This is a genomic window from Methylomonas paludis (genome assembly GCF_018734325.1).
Classification (GTDB): domain Bacteria; phylum Pseudomonadota; class Gammaproteobacteria; order Methylococcales; family Methylomonadaceae; genus Methylomonas; species Methylomonas paludis.
Genome location: NZ_CP073754.1, coordinates 1,539,542 through 1,557,510, shown reverse-complemented (window position 1 = coordinate 1,557,510; position 17,969 = coordinate 1,539,542). Strand labels below are relative to the sequence as shown.

The window sequence follows — 17,969 nt, the reverse complement described above, 5'->3', positions numbered from 1 at the left end:
TACGCACCTGATCCAGCAATTTCGTTGAACTTTCTGCTAATTGGGCGGACGTATTTTGCGTTTTTTTAGGGAAGACTAATTTTTGATAATATACTAAAAACATTATGATTTATTTTTTTCAAACCGAATTAGGCAACCTGATGACGCAATGTTTTGCGTCTATTAGGATGTCTAATTATAGTTAGGCTATCGTATTTGTAACTTATGGGCAGACTAAAAACATGCGAACTTCTTTAAATTCTCAATACCACCCCAATATAGTCGATGCAGCTCATTTTAATGGGCGCATCTAACCTTTTCAGTTTTTTGGGGACTTTTCGAATGAGTACATTTTCACGTATTGCTAAAAATCCAGTAGGTATGGCCCGCCTTGTTACAAATTATTCACGCATTAAAGAGATGCAGGCAAAGGGGCTTTCTATTCATGAAATTGCTGACATCTTTGATGAAGATAGCAAAGGTCTTGAAACGTTTGTCGAATACGCGGATGGCTTCGTATCTGGCGAAAAAACACTTTCGCTTGATGTTACATCCAAGAGCAAGGAAGCGTTTGAGGCTGTTGCAGCTTCTTTAAAATAACCGGAGTAGCTTTGAAAACTGGTGGACAATAAAAATTATTGCCCACTTTACCGCAACTAGCAAAGGAGCAAAATCAATGAAAACTGTTACCGTTAACACCAAAGAAGAGTTGTCACAGGCAAAGGACGAAAAAGCAACCGAAATTATCGTTACAGGCGAGCTTGCTAATAAACTAAAACGCGCAAAAAAAATTACGCTACTTGGTGCTGGCACCTTGGTGGCAGTTATAGCTTTGCTCGGTACTGCAACAGTTACGGCTCCTATTACAGGCGGATTATCCTATGCTTTTGCAGCTCCTGCTGCAGCACTGAGTGGACTTGAGATTGCCACCATTATCGTTGCTGCATCCTTAGGAATTAGTTTGATCATCGCCTTATTCAAAGACTACGAGGAAATTGAGTACTCAAAAGAAAGGCTCATTTTGAGGCGTCGCAACTCTAAAGGTTGACTTTTTCCTAGCGAATAAGATTGGCATGGTTGGCAGGTTTTTTGTTCATGCTTTGAATAAGCCTAACATGGCGCTCAAAGGGACGTGCCGCCTCATGACGGTTTTAAAGTTTTGTAATTTACCAAGCTTTGGTGCTTTGTTTAGCGTCCGTGAGCGGCACGCCCCTTAGCTCTACGTTAGGTATCTTTTGGAAAGTAAGCATGGCTTTTGATTCACACCTCCCAGAGTTAGAATTATTTATTGAGAAAGCGGATAAGCTTGAAAATAGCGGTTTTGTGAAAAAAATAAAAGAAGAGTTCACTTTGGATATAAGCATTGACTTAACCCGTGAAGACCCATTAAACATCAGAAGCATCAGGCCAAACCAAGAAAATATCGATGCCTTTATATTGACTTTCCGGTTTTTCATACAAGACAACGAAGCAACTTCAATCAGAAACTTACAAAAATTTTTTGATTCTGAATTTGTAACTATTGAAGAGAAAAGTAAGTTCAATGCTGCACGAAGCAATCTGAATTCATTCCTGTCGGAAAGCACTAACTTGACATTCAAAGACGAAAATATTTCAAACCAAATGTTAATGGATACATTTATATATGGTGGGTTGTCTCATGCCAAAAAATCGAAAAAGGAAAAGTTTGATTTATGGATGAGCAGAGACGATGCGCAAGAATTTTTCTGGCATAAATTTTCAATAGTAATTTTCACAGTTTTGCAATTAATTCAATATATTAAGAATATGCTTTTAACTGTAATCGCAAGAAATAAAAATGCCTAACATTGCGCTCAAAGGGACGCTACGCGCCCCTTAGCTTGGCGTTGAACGGCAGTTTTCTGTTTTGCAGCCGCCATACGCTGAAAATCTTTGGATGTCTCCAAGTGGCTGATTGTGACTATTCATTTCGTACCGGAAATATATTCCGGATAGCTGTCGTTCAAAATAAGTTATAAAAAAGTGAGTCCATCGGCTCCCCCCGACCCCTTGCAGACATTCAGATATTGATTTAGTCTTCCCGATATCGGTCAGCGACCGCGCCTTGCAAGAACAAATCAGCGGTTGTTTGATAGCGGGATCAACCAAGACAATCAACCATTATGGGGTTCTAAGCCCGAACCGCCGAAATTTCCGAACAGCAATAAGGAAATTGTAACCTATTGATGTATCAATATTAATCTCTGTATATCAAATAACGGTCGTTAAGAGATTATCAATCTGAAAAACATAAATACCATATAAGACGCGAGCAACTTGTATATTTTTATAGTGAAAAATAGGTTAAGACTTAACACCCATGGCTGGAAGGAATTTTCGGCGGTTTGGGCTTAGACCCCCCTATACGGATAAATTCAAGCTCATTTGCAGATAATGACATGCCTCGCGCTTTTCCTTTAACCCCGCTATGAAGCTCACGGTATCCGGCGGTGCGTGCATCGTGATTAGAATAACTCTGGAGGCTTTAAATCAGCACCGTATTTATTTTCTGCTATCGAACTAGCTTGATAGCTATTATTGATAAACACCAACACAGGGTATATACTTCTGGTATGTATCCAATAGGGGGTTAATATGCATACCACTGCCAAGTTATTTGTCACTGGCCGAAGTCAAGCGCTACGGCTGCCAAAAGAATTCCGTTTTCATGGAACGGAAGTATATATTCGGCGTGATCCCATGACTGGCGAAGTGATACTCTCGCCCAAACCGGCATCCTGGGCGGAATTTTTCGAGCTTGCCGACCACACCAAGATTCCTGCCGATTTCATGACAGATCGTGAGGACCTGCCGAGCCAAGAAAGGGATTTGTTTTGATGCGTTATATGCTGGATACCAATACGGTCAGCTATATTATCAAAAACCATCCCCCTGAGATTCGTAAGCGGCTGGCATCCCTGCCAATGGACAGCATTACCATATCCGCAGTCACACAAGGTGAACTTTTATATGGCTTAGCCCGAAAGGGATATCCTGCCACTCTGGCAAAACTGATCCGGGAATTTCTATTTCGGGTTGAAACGTTACCTTGGGACGAGCAAGCCGCCAGCGTTTACGGCGATTTACGCGCTTCTTGCATGACGGTTGGCATTTCACTTGGGGCACTCGACATGATGATCGCCGCGCATGCAATAGCTGCCAATACCATACTTGTCAGCCATGATAAAGCATTTAGCCTGGTTCCCGATGGCGTTTTGACTATCGAAGATTGGATGCATGGCTTCTGAGCCATAAACCGTGGCGGCGAGATGAGCCCGGTAGGGTGGGCAAAAGGCGCAACACAGTCACTTTTCATGTATTTTATAACCGTCACGCGCCTTTTGCCCACGCGGTTATTCGCCAATATCCAGAGATTCAATGCCATCGCCACCCCACTGACGGATAAACCCCATTTTTGACATAGCGGTGAAATGTTGAGTAAGGCCAATCCACCACGCGCCTGCTCATGCCATGCTTGACCGGATTATAATGGACATAATCCATAGGCTGAATAAAATCCTTTTCGTCACGTATTTGATGTTCGCAAAATCGGCGTTGCCATATTGTCGATTCCGGATGTTTCTTTTTTGAGGCAGCCATCCATTCGTCGCGGTGATAGGCGTTTCCGCAATCCATGCTGACGAGTCTTTTTATCCTGCCCCAACCGCTTGAAAAATCGGCATCGGTTTTCACGCGTGGGCACAAAAAGCCTGTGCCCACCCTACAGCTTTTTGCGGCATCAATGACCGGAATATGATCTAAAGCAGGCATCAGAATTTATAACCCATTGTCGGCTCTGGGTCGAAGGCGGTGAGTCAGTTAAAGTATGATTTCAGTACATGGCGCTAAGTGATTGCACTAGTTCAATTAAACCGAGTTATCCACAAATTCTGTGGATAACTTTGTGGATTACTCCCCCAAAACCCAGTCCAGCATTGATTTTCAGCGGGGTTTTGTTAAATTGCCCAAAAAAAAGCCAATCGGGTTTGCAATATAAAATCAACAAGTTAACTACAGCATGCCACTTAAAACAGCTGCTAAAAATAAACTGCATGACAACTGCCTGAAATTGTGCATAACTTTTTCAATATATGCACCAATCAGGCTCAGCATAAATATAAGGCATTGATAATACAAGCAGTTAAAATGCCCTGAAATTTATAGATCATGCCCCATTCTTATTAACAAAACTGTAATTCCCTAGCGTAATGTTGCATGATGCATTTTTATACTAGTACTTTGCTTCGAATGGTGCGCTGCACTGCGTTTAGCACATCCTACAACTAACTGTTTTTTAAAGCTATGTTGGCGTTGTAGTTGATTTTTGTTCAAGCGGTACAATGACATTGTTGAATCCTTCCTGACACCTGCTTTGTGATTAAGGCTACGCTGCGAACCCCTCGATTCCACTGCGTTACATCGAGGCTACGGCTCGCGATAATGCTGGTTATGGTGCCCTTTGCTCAGGGTGTTTTTACCAAACACTCGCGAGGTTTTGGTGGCTTGCCTAGCGGCGAAGCCACCCTACATGGTGGTCGCTTTGATAAAGGCTATGTTGGCGTTAGTAGTTGATTTTTGTTCAAGCGGTACAATGACATTGTTGAATCCTTCCTGACACCTGCTTTGTGATTAAGGCTACGCTGCGAACCCCTCGATTCCACTGCGTTACATCGAGGCTACGGGTCGCGATGATGCTGGTTATGGTGCCCTTTGCTCAGGGTGTTTTTACCAAACACTCGCGAGGTTTTGGTGGCTTGCCTAGCGGCGAAGCCACCCTACATGGTGGTCGCTTTGATAAAGGCTATGTTGGCGTTGTAGTTGATTTTTGTTCAAGCGGTACAATGACATTGTTGAATCCTTCCTGACGCCTGCTTTGTGATTAAGGCTACGCTGCGAACCCCTCGATTCCACTGCGTTACATCTAGGCTACGGCTCGCGATAATGCTGGTTATGGTGCCCTTTGCTCAGGGTGTTTTTACCAAACACTCGCGAGGTTTTGGTGGCTTGCCTAGCGGCGAAGCCACCCTACATGGTGGTCGCTTTGATAAAGGCTATGTTGGCGTTGTAGTTGATTTTTGTTCAAGCGGTACAATGACATTGTTGAATCCCGCCTGACACCTGCTTTGTGATTAAGGCTACGCTGCGAACCCCTCGATTCCACTGCGTTACATCGAGGCTACGGGTCGCGATGATGCTGGTTATGGTGCCCTTTGCTCAGGGTGTTTTTACCAAACACTCGCGAGGTTTTGGTGGCTTGCCTAGCGGCGAAGCCACCCTACATGGTGGTCGCTTTGATAAAGGCTATGTTGGCGTTAGTAGTTGATTTTTGTTCAAGTGGTACAATGACATTGTTGAATCCCTCCTGACACCTGCTTTGTGATTAAGGCTACGCTGCGAACCCCTCGATTCCACTGCGTTACATCGAGGCTACGGCTCGCGATGATGCTGGTTATGGTGCCCCAGGGTGTTTTTACCAAACACTCGCGAGGTTTTGGTGGCTTGCCTGGCGGCGAAGCCACCCTACATGGTGGTCGCTTTGATAAAGGCTATGTTGGCGTTAGTAGTTGATTTTTGTTCAAGCGGTACAATGACATTGTTGAATCCCCTGACACCTGCTTTGTGATTAAGGCTACGCTGCGAACCCCTCGATTCCACTGCGTTGCATCGAGGCTACGGGTCGCGATGATGCTGGTTATGGTAGCCCTTGCTCTTACAACACTTAACAAATTCTGGGTAATAGCTCACCAACCGGCACATCGACGATGCGCCGGCCACCAAAACCGGTTTGCATTTGCACCAAATGGTATGGATCAGCCTGCACCGTGCCGATTTGCATGGCATCGCGGCCTAAAGGGTGAGCCCGCATGGCTTTGAGCAAATTCTCTACTGCTGCAGCCTGACAGATACACAGCAGCTTGCCTTCGTTAGCCACATATAAAGGGTCCAGCCCCAATAATTCGCAGGCGGCGCTGACTTCCGGCTTGATGGGAATGGCGGTCTCGATTAATTGTATTCCTATTGCGGATTGCTGGGCCAGTTCATTAAGTACCGCGGCCACCCCACCCCGGGTCGGGTCGCGTAAACAATGGATCTGACCGGGAGCGGCGGCCAGCATCACCGCCACCAATTCATGCAAAGCCGCTGAATCGGAAACAATGCTGGTGCCGAATTGCAGATTTTCCCGGCTGGCCATCACCGCAATACCGTGATCGCCGATAGAACCGCTGATTATTACGGCATCGCCGGGCTTGGCTAGGTCAGCTGCGATATTAACCCCGTCTGGCACCACACCAATCCCGGTGGTGGTGATATACACACCATCGCCTTTGCCGCGTTCGACCACTTTGGTATCGCCGGTAATAATCGGGGTACCGGCCAGCTTGGCGGCAGCGGCCATACTAATCACGATTCTTTCCAGATCGGCTATCGGCAGTCCGGCTTCCAGAATAAAGGCGGCACTCAGGTAAAGTGGCTTGGCCCCGGCCATCGCCACATCGTTTAAGGTGCCGTGCACCGCCAGTGAACCGATATCGCCACCGGGGAAAAACAGCGGGGTAATCACATGGGCATCGGTGCTGATGACCATGCGGCCATTGGCACTGGCAAACATGGCCTGATCGTTGGCCTGACGCAACCAGTTGTTATCAAAATGCTTGATAAATATTTGCTCGATCAGCCGGTGCATGGCCCGGCCACCAGCACCGTGGCTTAAATCGATAATGGCATCTGCGGGAAATGCAGCGGGGGTATTCACGATAAGATCATCTCAATAACAGGGATTGGCGTTCTACCAAGAGTTATGCGGCCTGACGGGCATAAGCCCAGTAAGCGGCGCAAGCGCCTTCGGCGGATACCATACAGGCTCCCAGCGGGTTTTCCGGATTACAGGCTTTGCCCAGCAGTTTGCAATCCTGGGGTTTTTTCTGGCCGCGTAAAATGGCCGGACATTCGCAGCCTTTGACATCAGCGGCCTGGATTGCCGGCATGGCAAAGCGCTGTTCGGCATCAAACTCGGCATAATCCTCATGTACCGCCAAAGCGCTATCGGCCAGCAGCCCCAGGCCGCGCCATTCAAAATGCGGCCTGACTCTGAAAGTACGGCTGAGCAGTGCCTGTGCCTTGCTGTTGCCTGCCGGTGTTACGGCACGGGTATATTCGTTTTCTACCTCAGCGCGGCCCTGATGCAGTTGCTTAATCAGCATCAATACCGATTGCAGCACATCCAGCGGTTCAAAACCGGCAATGACGATAGGTTTGGCATATTGCTGGGCCAGTCCGCTATAAGCGGCGCTGCCGATGACACTGCTGACATGGGAAGGGCCGAGGATGCCGTCTATCACAGCCGGCTGCAGGGTATCCAGAATAGCCTGCATCGCCACCGGGGTGAGCACATGATTGCAAAACACCGAAAAATTAGCCAAGCCAGCGGCTTGGGCCTGCTGCAGGGCAACGGCAGTGGCCGGCGCCGTGGTTTCAAAGCCGATGGCAAAAAACACCACCTGCCGGCCCGGATTATCTCTGGCAATTTTCAAGGCATCCTGGGTGGAATAAACCATGCGGATATCGGCACCGGCGGCTTTAACTTTTAACAAAGTATTACGGCCACCGGCCGGCACCCGCATTAAATCAGCGTAGGTACAGAGGATGACATCGTGCTGGGCCAGTAACTGAATAATGTTATCGATCCGCCCAGCCGGCAAGACACAGACCGGACAGCCGGGACCATGCACAAACTCGACATTGGCCGGCATTAAATGTTGCAAACCATAACGATAAATGGCGTGAGTATGGCCGCCGCAAAACTCCATCAGCCGGTATTGGCGCTCTGGCCGGACTGCGGCGGCAATGGCCGCGGTTAATTGCTGAGCCAGATCATGGCGGCGAAATTCGCTGAGGTATTTCATGGCATGGGCAAACCGGCTTCGGCAAACAGAGCCAGGGTTTGCAGGGCTTCAGCTTCATCCAGCCGGGTCAAGGCGTAACCGACATGCACCAGCACATAATCGCCCACCTGCACATCATCAACCAGCGCCAGCGACACTGCCACGCGGACATTACCCAGGCTGGCGGTGGCCATATCAGTGGCGCTGTCTATGGCGATAATTTGGGCCGGTACGGCTAAACACATAAGCAATTGACCATTAGAAAGTACCAGTAAAAAATGAGCGCCCAATGCAACCATGTAGGGTGGCTGCGCCGGCAGGCAAGCCAGCGAAGCCTCGCGGGTGTACGGTGTTTTGCTATCGCAAAAACACCCTACAAATCATCAGGCATAAGAAATAGCCTGCAATGCCAGTTCAGCTCTTAGCCAGTTGGCCCAGGCGTCCAAGCCCTGGCCGGTTTTGGCGGAAACCATCAGCACTTTCAGACGCGGATTGACCTGCCGGGCATAGTTGAGACATTTTTGGACATCAAAATCCAGATGCGCCAATAAATCAATTTTATTCAGCAGCATCAGGTCGGCAGCATAAAACATATCCGGATATTTCAAAGGCTTGTCCTCGCCTTCAGTGACCGACAAAATCACCACTTTATGTGCTTCACCCAAATCAAAACCAGCCGGGCATACCAGATTACCGACATTTTCAATAAACACAATACTGCCCGGCTGAGCCGGCAGACTGTCCAGACTATGCCCCACCCGGTGCGCATCCAGATGACAGCCTTTACCGGTATTGATTTGCACCGCCGGTACTCCGGTGGCCCGTATCCGCTCGGCATCCAGACTGGTTTGCTGATCGCCTTCTATCACGGCCAGCGCCAGACTATCCTGTAATAGGGCTATGGTTGCGGTCAGCAGACTGGTTTTACCCGAACCGGGACTGGAAACCAAATTCAAGGCCAGCATACCCTGGGCATTGAAATAGCGGCGATTTTGGGCGGCATAGCGGTTATTTTCGGCAAAAATATCTTGTTCTATTTTCACCATACGCGCCTGGCTTAAACCCGGCGCATGGGTGTGGCCGGCAACGCCATCGGCATGTTGATGCCCTACGCCGTGTTCATGCTGATGCTCTGTCCCACAACCGCAAACCCCACACATATTATTCAACCTCCAATTCTTTAATCCGCATTTGTTCGCCACTGCTTATCTGCAAAGGGGCTGCGCCGCACTGCGGACAGACATCGTAGCGCTGTTGTATCACACTTTCCACCCCACAGTTTAAACATCTGCCCCTGGCCGGCAGTTCGCTGATTTCCAGAACTGCCTGCTCAGCCAAACTGCCGCGCATCACAGCGGCAAAGCCAAACCGGAACGCTTCAATATCCACCGCCGCCAACACGCCGATTTCCAGGCAAATGCGGTTGACCTTGCTAAACTGCTGGGCCAGCGCCTGTTGCTCCAGCGCCAGCAACACATTTTCGCATAAGGATATTTCATGCATAAGCCGATAAATCCGCATTCATACTGAACGCCATTGCTGCCGATACTCCTGATAATCATACTCGCGGCATAATTGCATTTGTCCTTGAGCCAGCCGGTAAATGGCCGGCAGATTATAGCCATTAAAACGATTGGCCTTGATCAGGGTATAAGCACCACAATCGCTAAACACTACCCGCTCACCTACTTGGGGTAAAGCGGTAAAGCGGTATTCGCCAAATACATCGCCGGCCAGACAGCTGCTGCCGACCAGTAACGCGGTTTCACCTGCCGCCGCTTCATTCAGCAATTGCGGCGCACGTTGATATTCAAACACTTCCGGATGATGATTGACACTGGTATCCAGCACCAGCACGGTTTTGCCGTCACTGTTAAAACTATCCAGCACAGTGCTGACCAGATAACCGGCATTGCCGACCAGGGCCTTACCCGGTTCCAGATAGATTTGCACACCAAATTCGGCGCGTAAGCTGTTGATCTGCTGGATAATAATGTTCAGCTCGGCAATGCTGTGATACAGATAACCGCCGCCCAGATTCAGCCATTGCAAATCAGGCTGTGCCGCCAACAATGGCCTGATATGGGCTATGGTAGCCAGCAAGGGTTGAAAATCGCAGCAGCCGAACACCGTATGCACATGCAGCCCGGTAATCCCATGCGGCAAACCCTTAGCCAAATCGGCCAATACTACGCCCAGTTTGGAATGCGGTCGGCAGGGGTCGTAACGCGGATCGGCGGCAAACGACAATTGCGGATTTAGCCGTAGGCCTGGGGCATAGGCCCCGCCCTGCCCTTGCAGGCGCTGATACTGGCTTAAAGAATTAAAACTAATATGAGTGCATAACCGGCTTAATTCGGCAAATTCTGCCTCACGCAAACCTGGTGTGGTGAGATGCACGCCGGTAGCTGCCCCCATCACTTCCTTCGCCAGCCGGGCTTCGAACAAGGAGCTGACCGAGATCCCATCCAGATAAGGTTGTAACAAGCTCAGCAGCCCGCTCCAGGGCAAGGCTTTCATGGAATATAACACCCGGCAGCCGGTGGCGGCGCGGATGTCCAGCAAGGGTTGCAGATTGGCCAGCACCTGGGCTTCATCCAGCACAAAAGCCGGGGTCTGGCTAATCTGATTGCTTAATTCCGGCTGATACATGGCTTAAGGGTGAAGCTGGGCTTGTATATATGCCAGAGCCTGGGCCAACAGGTCGGGCGCGGCGCTGTCCAGTCGGCAGGCATCGGTTTCCTTGCGTAACCAGGTAAACTGACGCTTGGCCAACTGGCGGGTGGCGGCGATGGCCTTTTCCTGCATCTCTACATAACCATACTCACCATCCAGATACGCCCAGGCCTGGCGATAACCAACGCAACGGATGGCCGGCAATCCCGGATGCAGATCGCCGCGCGCGTGCAAAGCGGCTACTTCATCAAGAAAACCCTGGGCCAGCATCTGCTGAAAACGCTGAGCGATTTTTTCATGTAATTCAGCGCGTTGCTCGGGGGCGACGATGATTTTGATGAATCGGTAAGGCAGCGTGTTGGCCGGCTGGGCTTGAAAATAACTGGACAGGGAGCGACCACTGATTTCATACACTTCCAAGGCCCGCTGTACTCGTTGCGGATCATTAACATGGATGCGGGCCGCCGCCTCTGGGTCCAATTCCGCCAGCCTATCATGCAAAGCCTGTTTACCCAGCGCTTGCAGTTCCTGCTCCAGGCGCTCCCGAATCCCGGCATCAGCCCCCGGCAATTGCGCCAAGCCCTGGGTCAAAGCGCTGAAGTAAAGCATGGTGCCGCCAGCTAAAATCGGCAACTTACCGCGTGCATATATATCGGCAATCAAGGCTAAGGCTTGGCTGCGAAATTCACCGGTGGAAAAATTTGCGGTGGGTTCCAGACAATCCAGTAAATGATGGCGAATGCCGCCGCGCTCGGCCAGCGTAGGTTTGGCGGTACCGATATCCATGCCGCGATACACCAGGGCTGAATCGACACTAATGATTTCGCCGGCCAATGCCTGAGCCAGGGCCACTGCCAGTGCGGTTTTGCCGGAACAGGTCGGCCCCATCAATAAAATGACGGGTAGTGGTTGAAGTGCCTGCATTTATTGCCCGCGCATGAAAAACCGGTCCAGATCCTGATGGCTCAGCGCCACCCAGGTGGGCCGGCCATGATTGCACTGGCCGATACGTTCGGTTTGTTCCATATCGCGCAGCAAGGCATTCATTTCTTCGATACTGAGTTTGCGTTTGGCACGCACCGCAGCATGGCAGGCCATACCGGCCAGCACGGCATTAATTTTTTCCTGAGCCTTATGGCTAAATCCAAGAGTCAGCATATCGGCCAACATATCGCGCAGCAATTGATCGACATCGGTTTTTGCCAAAATAGCCGGTGTAGCCCGCAACACCAGGGTTTCCGGCCCGGCCCGATTCACTTCAAAACCCAGCTCGGTAAAAAACGCCTGTTCCTGTTCAGCCAGCTCGGCTTCGGCAACGCTGACGGACAAACGGATCGGTAATAACAAAGGCTGCGACACTAGGCTATGTTGCTGATATTGCAGTTTCAGACGTTCGTAGGTAATGCGTTCATGGGCAGCATGGGCATCCACCAGGATCACACCTTGGGCAGTTTCGGCCAGAATATAGATATTGTGGATATGCGCCAAGGCATAACCCAGCGGTGGAATTGCCCCTGCTGGGCTTGGCTGTTGTGGCTCAGGCACGGGAGTCGAATACAACTGGCTGTATCGGTTGATCTGTTCGTTTACAGCGGCCTTACCAAACACCGCACTGGCCGGCCTAGGCGCGTAACTTGACAGATTTGCCGACCGAGGCGGCTGAGACTCACCAGGATGGTCCAGCGGCAGCAGGGTCTGCACTTGGGCCGGCTCGGCAAAATCCACTATTTTGAGTTCCGGGCCAGCGGCTTCGGGTCGCTGCGCGGCCAGACTGCGATGCAATGCCTGAAACAGAAAATCATGCACCATCCGGCCTTCCCTAAACCGCACTTCCAGTTTGGCCGGATGGGCGTTAACATCCACCAGTGCCGGGTCCAGATTCAGATACAGCACAAACACCGGATGCCGGCCATGATACAGCACATCCTGATAAGCCTGTTTGATGGCATGCGCCACCAGTCTGTCCTTGATCAAACGGCCATTGACATAAAAAAACTGCATATCCGGTTGACTGCGGGAAAAGGTAGGCAGGCCCACCCAACCGCTCAATTCCAGGCCGGAGGCGCTAAAATCAATAGTCACGGCATTTTCCACAAACTGCGGCCCACACACCCCTGCCACCCGTTTCAGGCGGGCGGCATCATCGGCAGCCGGTTTGAAATTAAGCACTTCCTTTTGATTATGTTGCAGCACAAAACCCACATCAAAACGGCTGAGGGCCAGTTTTTGAATCAACGCCTCAATATGGGCAAATTCGGTTTTTTCGGTTTTTAAAAATTTGCGCCGGGCCGGGGTGTTATAAAACAGATCACGCACATCCACAGTGGTACCGGGCGGGTGCGGGTCTGGCTGCGGGTCCAGTTCGGTTTCGCTGCCGTCGGCGCTGACCTTCCAGGCGCAAGCCGCATCAGCCGTTCGGGAAATCAGACTCAGCCGGGCCACGGAACTGATGCTAGGCAAGGCTTCACCGCGAAACCCCATACTCAACACTTGTTCCAGATCGGCAAGCGAGCTGATTTTACTGGTGGCATGACGCGACAAGGCCAAGCCTAAATCTTCTTTAAAAATACCGCAGCCGTTATCGCGAATCCGAATCTGCCGCAAACCGCCCTGCTCTATATCCAGATGAATTTGACTGGCGCCGGCATCAAAACAGTTTTCCACCAGCTCCTTAACCACAGACGCAGGCCGTTCCACCACTTCGCCGGCGGCAATCTGATTAACAAGTTGAGTAGGTAAAGCCTGAATGCGCATAAGCCGGGGTTGCTGGAAATAGGCTTATTTTACCGGATGTGTGACAGCGTGGGTAACTATTGAAAATTTAGCTGCCGGGGGCGTGTCCGGTCGGTATTGGACACACCCCGACAACAAAGTCAGCCTAGCCTCGATGCCGCAACGCGGCATCGAGGCTACCTTTGTGACTAAAAATCAAATGTCTCGACTTCGGCAGTCAGGAATAAGGGTGCGCCGCCGGTGGAAATAGCCACTGCATGTTGAGCCGTTTCCTGACCACCTGCTGAATTCAAACAGGCAACCAGATCAGCTGCCGATGGAAAATAAACTTCGGCTATCCGATGATAGGGTGCTGCCGCCCCTCCAGCCGCACCGGTAATCAGCGAAGCCACAAATTTGGTTTTGCCGGCCAGCTTTTCTACCGCCATTGGTACATGCTCTTCTGCATAGCGTTTTTCAAACTCTTTCAAATCGGTAGGAGTTGGGTAGATCACAATTAATTTTGCTTGTTTCATAGTTTTCTCGTATGAGTTAGTGTTGGTGAGGTCTATTAAACAACTAGTTAAGCTAGAAGTAAAATACCAACTTTCTATGAATCTATAGCTTATACCTATATATTAACTGTAACAGGCAAATGCAGAAATTTGAGTTCAAAATTCATCAGGAATTTACCGGGTATCAAATTTCTTTATGAATGCACTGGTCAACGCTGCCGTAGCAATTGGTCAGCGCGTGCATGTGACTTTAGAAGCTGTTTGAAAATAGATATATAATCAATCCACCAGCTCAGGACAGATGAGTTCAGGCACTTACGCCTTGCTTGCTCTGCTCTATTGGACAATAATCAGCGTTAATCGCCTAGCCCAGCCCATGATTGATTACCAAAAATTCAAAAAATCGCTGCAACAATTGGAATTACAATTTGCCAATTTTCAAGGCTCTGTCCAGCGCAGCAATTTAACGACGCTGGATAAAGAAGCGATTGCCGAATCGGTGATTCAACGCTTTGAAACCTGCTATGACTGCCTTTGGAAACATTTAAAACGCTATTTAATTGAAATCCTGGGTTTACCGGATGTACCCAACAGCCCTAAACCGATTTTCCGCATTGCTGCCGAAAACCACCTACTTCATGCCCCCACCGAACAATGGTTGAATTATGCCGATGCCCGAATTCAACCATCACATGACTACGATGGTGAAAAAGCCAAGATTGCCTTGGCGCTGATGGTGGATTTTATTGCTGATGCTATTGATCTGTACCAAACATTGACGGCAGAAACCTGGTCATGCCCCCTGAACTGACCATTACCCCTAAGCAGTACAGCCTATTGTTAAAACTGTTGCAACAGTTTTTACCTGCGGTCAGGGTTTGGGCGTTTGGCTCACGCATCAAAGGCTGCGCCCAAACCACATCCGATCTCGATCTGGCTGTTTTTGCCAAGCCGTCACAAAAGCCGCAAGTCTTTGCCCTGCAAGAAGCACTGGAAGAAAGCAATCTACCGTTTAGAGTTGATTTACTGATCTGGGATGACATTCCGGAAAACTTTAAAATCAATATCCAAGCTCAGTTTGTGGAATTAGTTGCGGATACTAGCATGCCGTCAAGTTAATTAGACCGTTACGGTTCGGATATGCAACGTGATATTAATGTCAAAAAAAACGCCGGCCCAACAAAGTCGGGCCGGCGTAGCATAGTCAGAGTGTTTTTAATCTATGGGCAAAGTCTGCCCATTTTTCTTACGCCATCAAACCTTGATATTGGCTTTCGATTTGACGACCAGGCATTGCCAGGGTGCGGCCGGCTTTTTTACCGGCTACGGCTTCATAAACGTCCAGAGTTTTTGCCGCAATATCATTCCAGTTGTATTTTTGATCAACCCAGGCACGTAATTCGGTTTTTGCTGCGCTATCTTGTGCTTTGCCGGCAAAGGCTTCCAGGCGTTCGGTCAAAGCGGCAATATTGCCCAGTGCAAAATAATGGTCATCGGCTATGCCTACTTCCAGGTTGGCAGGAATGTCGCTGGCAATGACCGGCAAACCAAAAGACAGGGCTTCCAGCATTGCAATCGGCAGACCTTCATGAGAAGAAGGCAGTACGAACATGCCGGCATGGGTAAACAGTTCTTTTAAAGCGACTCCACTTTGAAAACCGGTCATGACCACATCTTCGTGGCCGGCGGCTGCCGCATGTACCGCATCGGTATACGCATCGGGATGATCAGAACCACCGACGATAGCCAGTTTCCAGCCTGGCAGGCGGCCTTGTTTAAAGGCTTCGATCAAGTCCAGATGACGTTTTTCCGGCACCAGACGGCTGACAGTCAAAATATATTTGCCGGCAGTCAAACCAAATTTTTCCAGCGTGGCAGCGCTGTCGGTCAAAGCCGGCATGACGACGCCATTAGGAATCAGCGTTGAGTTTTTGGCATATTTGTCTTGTACCAGATTTTGTAAGACTTCAGAAATCACGATGCGGCCATTAGCCATTTTCATACCGCAATACTCGCCGGTTTTCAGCATGAATTTAGCCATTCTGCCCCATTTTTGGCGATCATAATCCTGACCGTGGTGAGTTACGACCACTTTCAGGCCCAGCATACGCGCCATAGGCACCATCAAAGAAGGGCCAACGGCATGAATGTGCAGAATGTCTGGGCGTTTAACGGCGGCGTATAACACACCCACTGCAGTGTGAGTAATGGCTTCCAGTGATTTGGAAACCGGTGACCACAAGCTGTGGATACGGATACCGTTCCATTGTTTGCGATATTCAACCGGTTGGTAAGGGGCACGAACGATCACATCCACCTGACAATCGCGATCCTGCAGATAAGTCGCCAGATTTTGCACATGGGCTTCGATGCCACCTTGTACATTAGGCAAACCGCGCAGTCCCAGCATCATGACAGATAAGTTGCGTTTCATAAATAATTCCAGATCAGTAAGTTTTGTATTCGGTTAAGGCCCGGAAAACAGCGTGTGTTTTGTTATCGGGTCGTTATAACTTATGTAAAGCATTTAGCATGCCAGAAATTTTTTAATGAAATGAGTAAGCGGGATCACTTTTAACTATATGAAAAATATTGCTATTTTTTGATTTAAAGTAATCCGCTTGGCTGCTGCCAGATTGCTGTCAGGGATAGTCCAAGCAGTTTTGCCAAAAATGGCAAAACCGGCCAGGCAAAAATAAGATATTGGCAGTGACAGCCAGTAGGATGTGGTGAGGAACGAACCGCATCATGCCTGAAATAAGCAACAACCGCTGAAAATCTTGGAAGCGGAACGTAAGTGGAGCGAAGATTTTTAGTCCCCGATAGGCGTAGCGCCGGGCGGGTTTTCGAAGCGAAGCGGAGAAAACCTGCAAGGCATCGCGAAACGCCGTCAAGTCACTTGGAGCCGAAGTTCCGATCCCCTTGTTGGGTCGGAACGAGGTGAGGAGGACGAATCGGGGCCGCCGGAGGCATTAGCGGTCGCGTAATTTTTGCCGCTTGTTGGGGCTGGGATGCCCCTAAACAAGCTTTCGCAAAAATAGCGACTCACTGACTTAACAATTACCGAAGAATTTATATACCTAGCTCAATCTGTTTTTATAGTCAGCATCAATATGGCAGAACCTGAAGTATCAGCAGTACCTTGAATATATGTCCACCACGATCATATTCATTGGCATCCCATTAAACATTGATTAACAAAAATACGGCTTACTAGCAATATTCCCGCTTTGGCTTTGTTAAAGATGGATTTTATCTCGATATTTGGCCTAGGCTTAACCGGAATTGATGATTGGTGGTAACTAATATGACTATATGATGCGGTTCGTTCCTCACCACATCCTACCGGGTTGACGGCTGATTAAACAAAGCTTTTCCAGGAACCGTGCAGAAGCGGAAAAAAGCTCAGCCCTTAGGTTAAGTGATTGGTTTTTTTGAAAAATATTGTCAGTGGATGGCTTACATCCGCCGCAATAGGGCTGCGCCTATTGACACCCAATGAGGTAGGCATGCGTTGGGGCAACGACAAAAAACACCCCACTGCAAACATTGCAGAAAGGCACTTCTGTGTAGATAAGCTGGCAATACCGCTGTGCTGCAGATTCCGGTAGTTACACCGTTGTGCATAGATAGCCGGTAAAATATCATGGTAAGCACGGGCATTAAGCTTCCGCCACCTGATAGGTGGCGGAAGCTTGCAGCGCAGCTTACGATAATGGCAGCGTTACTCGGCGGCGACTTTAATCGGCAGAGTGACTACTACATCGGTATGCAGATTGATATCGATGTCATAAGTACCCACGTGACGAATCACGCCTTTAGGCAGACGCACTTCGTGCTTGGCAACGGCGATGCCGGCAGCAGTGATGGCATCAGCGATGTTTTGGGTACCGACTGAACCAAACAGGCGACCTTCGTCACCGGTTTTGTGGTTGATAACGATAGTCAGCTTAGACAGTGCTTCGCCACGGGCCCCGGCAGCAGCCAGATTTTCGGCAGCTTGCTTTTCCAGTTCGGCGCGGCGCTCTTCAAATTCTCTGATTTTTTTCGGGGTAGCTGGGACAGCTTTGCCTTGTGGAATCAAAAAATTTCTACCGTAACCGGCCTTAATGGTTACCTTGTCACCCAGGTTACCCAGGTTTGCCGTTTTCTCAAGAAGAATAACTTCCATCTTTACATACCT

The 17,969-nt window shown here is 49.3% G+C and carries 24 protein-coding genes; 12 read left to right on the top strand and 12 right to left on the bottom strand.

Going from position 1 to position 17,969, the window contains the following annotated elements; genetic code table 11:
- The first annotated feature begins 321 nt into the window (after nt 1–321).
- From KEF85_RS07165 to KEF85_RS07145, 5 genes are all read left to right on the top strand, one after another.
- Nucleotides 322–579 carry a hypothetical protein gene (locus tag KEF85_RS07165; protein WP_215584504.1) on the top strand — a complete coding sequence of 86 codons (258 nt, stop codon included), beginning with the start codon at nt 322–324 and terminating at the stop codon, nt 577–579.
- Between the two features lie 76 nt (nt 580–655).
- Nucleotides 656–1,027: a hypothetical protein gene (locus tag KEF85_RS07160; RefSeq protein WP_215584502.1), complete on the top strand. Its 372-nt coding sequence runs from the start codon at nt 656–658 to the stop codon at nt 1,025–1,027.
- A 200-nt stretch (nt 1,028–1,227) separates the two neighbouring features.
- Nucleotides 1,228–1,806 carry a hypothetical protein gene (locus KEF85_RS07155; RefSeq protein WP_215584500.1) on the top strand — a complete coding sequence of 193 codons (579 nt, stop codon included), beginning with the start codon at nt 1,228–1,230 and terminating at the stop codon, nt 1,804–1,806.
- A gap of 789 nt (nt 1,807–2,595) precedes the next feature.
- Nucleotides 2,596–2,838, top strand: a complete 243-nt coding sequence (locus KEF85_RS07150; protein ID WP_215584498.1) for an antitoxin — start codon at nt 2,596–2,598, stop codon at nt 2,836–2,838.
- Between the two features lie 8 nt (nt 2,839–2,846).
- Nucleotides 2,847–3,248, top strand: a complete 402-nt coding sequence (locus tag KEF85_RS07145) for a type II toxin-antitoxin system VapC family toxin (RefSeq protein ID WP_246535067.1) — start codon at nt 2,847–2,849, stop codon at nt 3,246–3,248.
- Nucleotides 3,249–3,375: 127 nt separating this feature from the next.
- Here KEF85_RS07145 and KEF85_RS07140 read toward each other — a convergent pair whose 3' ends face one another.
- Nucleotides 3,376–3,771, bottom strand: coding sequence for an REP-associated tyrosine transposase (locus KEF85_RS07140; protein WP_215584494.1), 396 nt, complete (start codon nt 3,769–3,771; stop codon nt 3,376–3,378).
- Nucleotides 3,772–4,440: 669 nt separating this feature from the next.
- Here KEF85_RS07140 and KEF85_RS16910 point away from each other — a divergent pair.
- The 5 genes from KEF85_RS16910 to KEF85_RS16900 all read left to right on the top strand — a co-directional run bounded on the left by KEF85_RS16910 (nt 4,441) and on the right by KEF85_RS16900 (nt 5,568).
- Nucleotides 4,441–4,572, top strand: coding sequence for a hypothetical protein (locus tag KEF85_RS16910; protein ID WP_281413695.1), 132 nt, complete (start codon nt 4,441–4,443; stop codon nt 4,570–4,572).
- Between the two features lie 116 nt (nt 4,573–4,688).
- Complete coding sequence (locus tag KEF85_RS07135; protein ID WP_215584492.1) at nt 4,689–4,865, top strand: hypothetical protein; 177 nt, start codon at nt 4,689–4,691, stop codon at nt 4,863–4,865.
- A 76-nt stretch (nt 4,866–4,941) separates the two neighbouring features.
- Nucleotides 4,942–5,115 (top strand): hypothetical protein, encoded by a 174-nt coding sequence (locus KEF85_RS07130; RefSeq protein WP_215584490.1) that lies wholly within the window; start codon nt 4,942–4,944, stop codon nt 5,113–5,115.
- Nucleotides 5,116–5,188: 73 nt separating this feature from the next.
- Entirely contained in the window at nt 5,189–5,323 is a 135-nt protein-coding gene (locus tag KEF85_RS16905) for a hypothetical protein (protein WP_281413694.1), read from the top strand.
- Nucleotides 5,324–5,439: 116 nt separating this feature from the next.
- The gene (locus tag KEF85_RS16900; protein ID WP_281413693.1) at nt 5,440–5,568 is read left to right on the top strand and encodes a hypothetical protein; all 129 of its coding nucleotides are present in this window, start codon (nt 5,440–5,442) and stop codon (nt 5,566–5,568) included.
- 151 nt (nt 5,569–5,719) lie between these two features.
- Here the strand turns inward: KEF85_RS16900 and hypE are convergent, their stop codons facing one another.
- The 9 genes from hypE to KEF85_RS07085 all read right to left on the bottom strand — a co-directional run bounded on the left by hypE (nt 5,720) and on the right by KEF85_RS07085 (nt 13,807).
- Nucleotides 5,720–6,754: a hydrogenase expression/formation protein HypE gene (gene hypE, locus KEF85_RS07125; protein ID WP_281413692.1), complete on the bottom strand. Its 1,035-nt coding sequence runs from the start codon at nt 6,752–6,754 to the stop codon at nt 5,720–5,722.
- Nucleotides 6,755–6,797: 43 nt separating this feature from the next.
- Nucleotides 6,798–7,904: a hydrogenase formation protein HypD gene (hypD, locus tag KEF85_RS07120; protein WP_215584488.1), complete on the bottom strand. Its 1,107-nt coding sequence runs from the start codon at nt 7,902–7,904 to the stop codon at nt 6,798–6,800.
- Entirely contained in the window at nt 7,901–8,128 is a 228-nt protein-coding gene (locus KEF85_RS07115; protein ID WP_215584486.1) for a HypC/HybG/HupF family hydrogenase formation chaperone, read from the bottom strand. Before KEF85_RS07115 ends, hypD begins: the two co-directional genes overlap by 4 nt.
- 138 nt (nt 8,129–8,266) lie before the next feature.
- Nucleotides 8,267–9,043 carry a hydrogenase nickel incorporation protein HypB gene (gene hypB, locus KEF85_RS07110; RefSeq protein ID WP_215584484.1) on the bottom strand — a complete coding sequence of 259 codons (777 nt, stop codon included), beginning with the start codon at nt 9,041–9,043 and terminating at the stop codon, nt 8,267–8,269.
- Nucleotide 9,044: 1 nt separating this feature from the next.
- Nucleotides 9,045–9,386: a hydrogenase maturation nickel metallochaperone HypA gene (gene hypA, locus KEF85_RS07105; protein WP_215584482.1), complete on the bottom strand. Its 342-nt coding sequence runs from the start codon at nt 9,384–9,386 to the stop codon at nt 9,045–9,047.
- A gap of 18 nt (nt 9,387–9,404) precedes the next feature.
- Nucleotides 9,405–10,535, bottom strand: coding sequence for a type III PLP-dependent enzyme domain-containing protein (locus KEF85_RS07100; RefSeq protein ID WP_215584480.1), 1,131 nt, complete (start codon nt 10,533–10,535; stop codon nt 9,405–9,407).
- Between the two features lie 3 nt (nt 10,536–10,538).
- Nucleotides 10,539–11,483: a tRNA (adenosine(37)-N6)-dimethylallyltransferase MiaA gene (gene miaA / locus KEF85_RS07095; RefSeq protein ID WP_246535066.1), complete on the bottom strand. Its 945-nt coding sequence runs from the start codon at nt 11,481–11,483 to the stop codon at nt 10,539–10,541.
- A complete protein-coding gene (mutL, locus tag KEF85_RS07090; RefSeq protein WP_215584478.1) occupies nt 11,484–13,313 on the bottom strand; it encodes a DNA mismatch repair endonuclease MutL in 1,830 nt (609 codons plus the stop codon).
- Nucleotides 13,314–13,480: 167 nt separating this feature from the next.
- Entirely contained in the window at nt 13,481–13,807 is a 327-nt protein-coding gene (locus KEF85_RS07085; RefSeq protein WP_215584476.1) for an EthD family reductase, read from the bottom strand.
- Nucleotides 13,808–14,087: 280 nt separating this feature from the next.
- Here KEF85_RS07085 and KEF85_RS07080 point away from each other — a divergent pair, with 280 nt between their 5' ends.
- Together KEF85_RS07080 and KEF85_RS07075 are read left to right on the top strand one after the other, a co-directional pair.
- Nucleotides 14,088–14,597, top strand: coding sequence for a nucleotidyltransferase substrate binding protein (locus KEF85_RS07080; protein WP_215584474.1), 510 nt, complete (start codon nt 14,088–14,090; stop codon nt 14,595–14,597).
- Complete coding sequence (locus tag KEF85_RS07075) at nt 14,582–14,905, top strand: nucleotidyltransferase family protein (protein ID WP_215584472.1); 324 nt, start codon at nt 14,582–14,584, stop codon at nt 14,903–14,905. Before KEF85_RS07080 ends, KEF85_RS07075 begins: the two co-directional genes overlap by 16 nt.
- A gap of 127 nt (nt 14,906–15,032) precedes the next feature.
- On the opposite strand, the gene KEF85_RS07070 is transcribed toward KEF85_RS07075, so the two are convergent.
- Complete coding sequence (locus KEF85_RS07070; RefSeq protein ID WP_215584470.1) at nt 15,033–16,220, bottom strand: glycosyltransferase family 4 protein; 1,188 nt, start codon at nt 16,218–16,220, stop codon at nt 15,033–15,035.
- 1,290 nt (nt 16,221–17,510) lie between these two features.
- Nucleotides 17,511–17,957 (bottom strand): 50S ribosomal protein L9, encoded by a 447-nt coding sequence (gene rplI, locus KEF85_RS07065; RefSeq protein WP_215584468.1) that lies wholly within the window; start codon nt 17,955–17,957, stop codon nt 17,511–17,513.
- Nucleotides 17,958–17,969 lie beyond the last annotated feature (12 nt).

Coding starts and splice junctions, on each gene's coding strand:
- KEF85_RS16910 (WP_281413695.1), top strand. CDS start 4,441: ATGCTGGTTATGGTGCCCTTTGCTCAGGGTGTTTTTACCAAACACTCG.
- KEF85_RS07155 (WP_215584500.1), top strand. CDS start 1,228: ATGGCTTTTGATTCACACCTCCCAGAGTTAGAATTATTTATTGAGAAA.
- hypA (WP_215584482.1), bottom strand. CDS start 9,386: ATGCATGAAATATCCTTATGCGAAAATGTGTTGCTGGCGCTGGAGCAA.
- KEF85_RS07150 (WP_215584498.1), top strand. CDS start 2,596: ATGCATACCACTGCCAAGTTATTTGTCACTGGCCGAAGTCAAGCGCTA.
- KEF85_RS07070 (WP_215584470.1), bottom strand. CDS start 16,220: ATGAAACGCAACTTATCTGTCATGATGCTGGGACTGCGCGGTTTGCCT.
- KEF85_RS07165 (WP_215584504.1), top strand. CDS start 322: ATGAGTACATTTTCACGTATTGCTAAAAATCCAGTAGGTATGGCCCGC.
- KEF85_RS07130 (WP_215584490.1), top strand. CDS start 4,942: ATGCTGGTTATGGTGCCCTTTGCTCAGGGTGTTTTTACCAAACACTCG.
- KEF85_RS07160 (WP_215584502.1), top strand. CDS start 656: ATGAAAACTGTTACCGTTAACACCAAAGAAGAGTTGTCACAGGCAAAG.
- KEF85_RS07140 (WP_215584494.1), bottom strand. CDS start 3,771: ATGCCTGCTTTAGATCATATTCCGGTCATTGATGCCGCAAAAAGCTGT.
- miaA (WP_246535066.1), bottom strand. CDS start 11,483: ATGCAGGCACTTCAACCACTACCCGTCATTTTATTGATGGGGCCGACC.
- KEF85_RS16900 (WP_281413693.1), top strand. CDS start 5,440: ATGATGCTGGTTATGGTGCCCCAGGGTGTTTTTACCAAACACTCGCGA.
- mutL (WP_215584478.1), bottom strand. CDS start 13,313: ATGCGCATTCAGGCTTTACCTACTCAACTTGTTAATCAGATTGCCGCC.
- hypB (WP_215584484.1), bottom strand. CDS start 9,043: ATGTGTGGGGTTTGCGGTTGTGGGACAGAGCATCAGCATGAACACGGC.
- hypD (WP_215584488.1), bottom strand. CDS start 7,904: ATGAAATACCTCAGCGAATTTCGCCGCCATGATCTGGCTCAGCAATTA.
- KEF85_RS07100 (WP_215584480.1), bottom strand. CDS start 10,535: ATGTATCAGCCGGAATTAAGCAATCAGATTAGCCAGACCCCGGCTTTT.
- KEF85_RS16905 (WP_281413694.1), top strand. CDS start 5,189: ATGATGCTGGTTATGGTGCCCTTTGCTCAGGGTGTTTTTACCAAACAC.
- rplI (WP_215584468.1), bottom strand. CDS start 17,957: ATGGAAGTTATTCTTCTTGAGAAAACGGCAAACCTGGGTAACCTGGGT.
- KEF85_RS07085 (WP_215584476.1), bottom strand. CDS start 13,807: ATGAAACAAGCAAAATTAATTGTGATCTACCCAACTCCTACCGATTTG.
- KEF85_RS07075 (WP_215584472.1), top strand. CDS start 14,582: ATGCCCCCTGAACTGACCATTACCCCTAAGCAGTACAGCCTATTGTTA.
- KEF85_RS07135 (WP_215584492.1), top strand. CDS start 4,689: ATGATGCTGGTTATGGTGCCCTTTGCTCAGGGTGTTTTTACCAAACAC.
- KEF85_RS07145 (WP_246535067.1), top strand. CDS start 2,847: ATGCTGGATACCAATACGGTCAGCTATATTATCAAAAACCATCCCCCT.
- KEF85_RS07080 (WP_215584474.1), top strand. CDS start 14,088: ATGAGTTCAGGCACTTACGCCTTGCTTGCTCTGCTCTATTGGACAATA.
- KEF85_RS07115 (WP_215584486.1), bottom strand. CDS start 8,128: ATGTGTTTAGCCGTACCGGCCCAAATTATCGCCATAGACAGCGCCACT.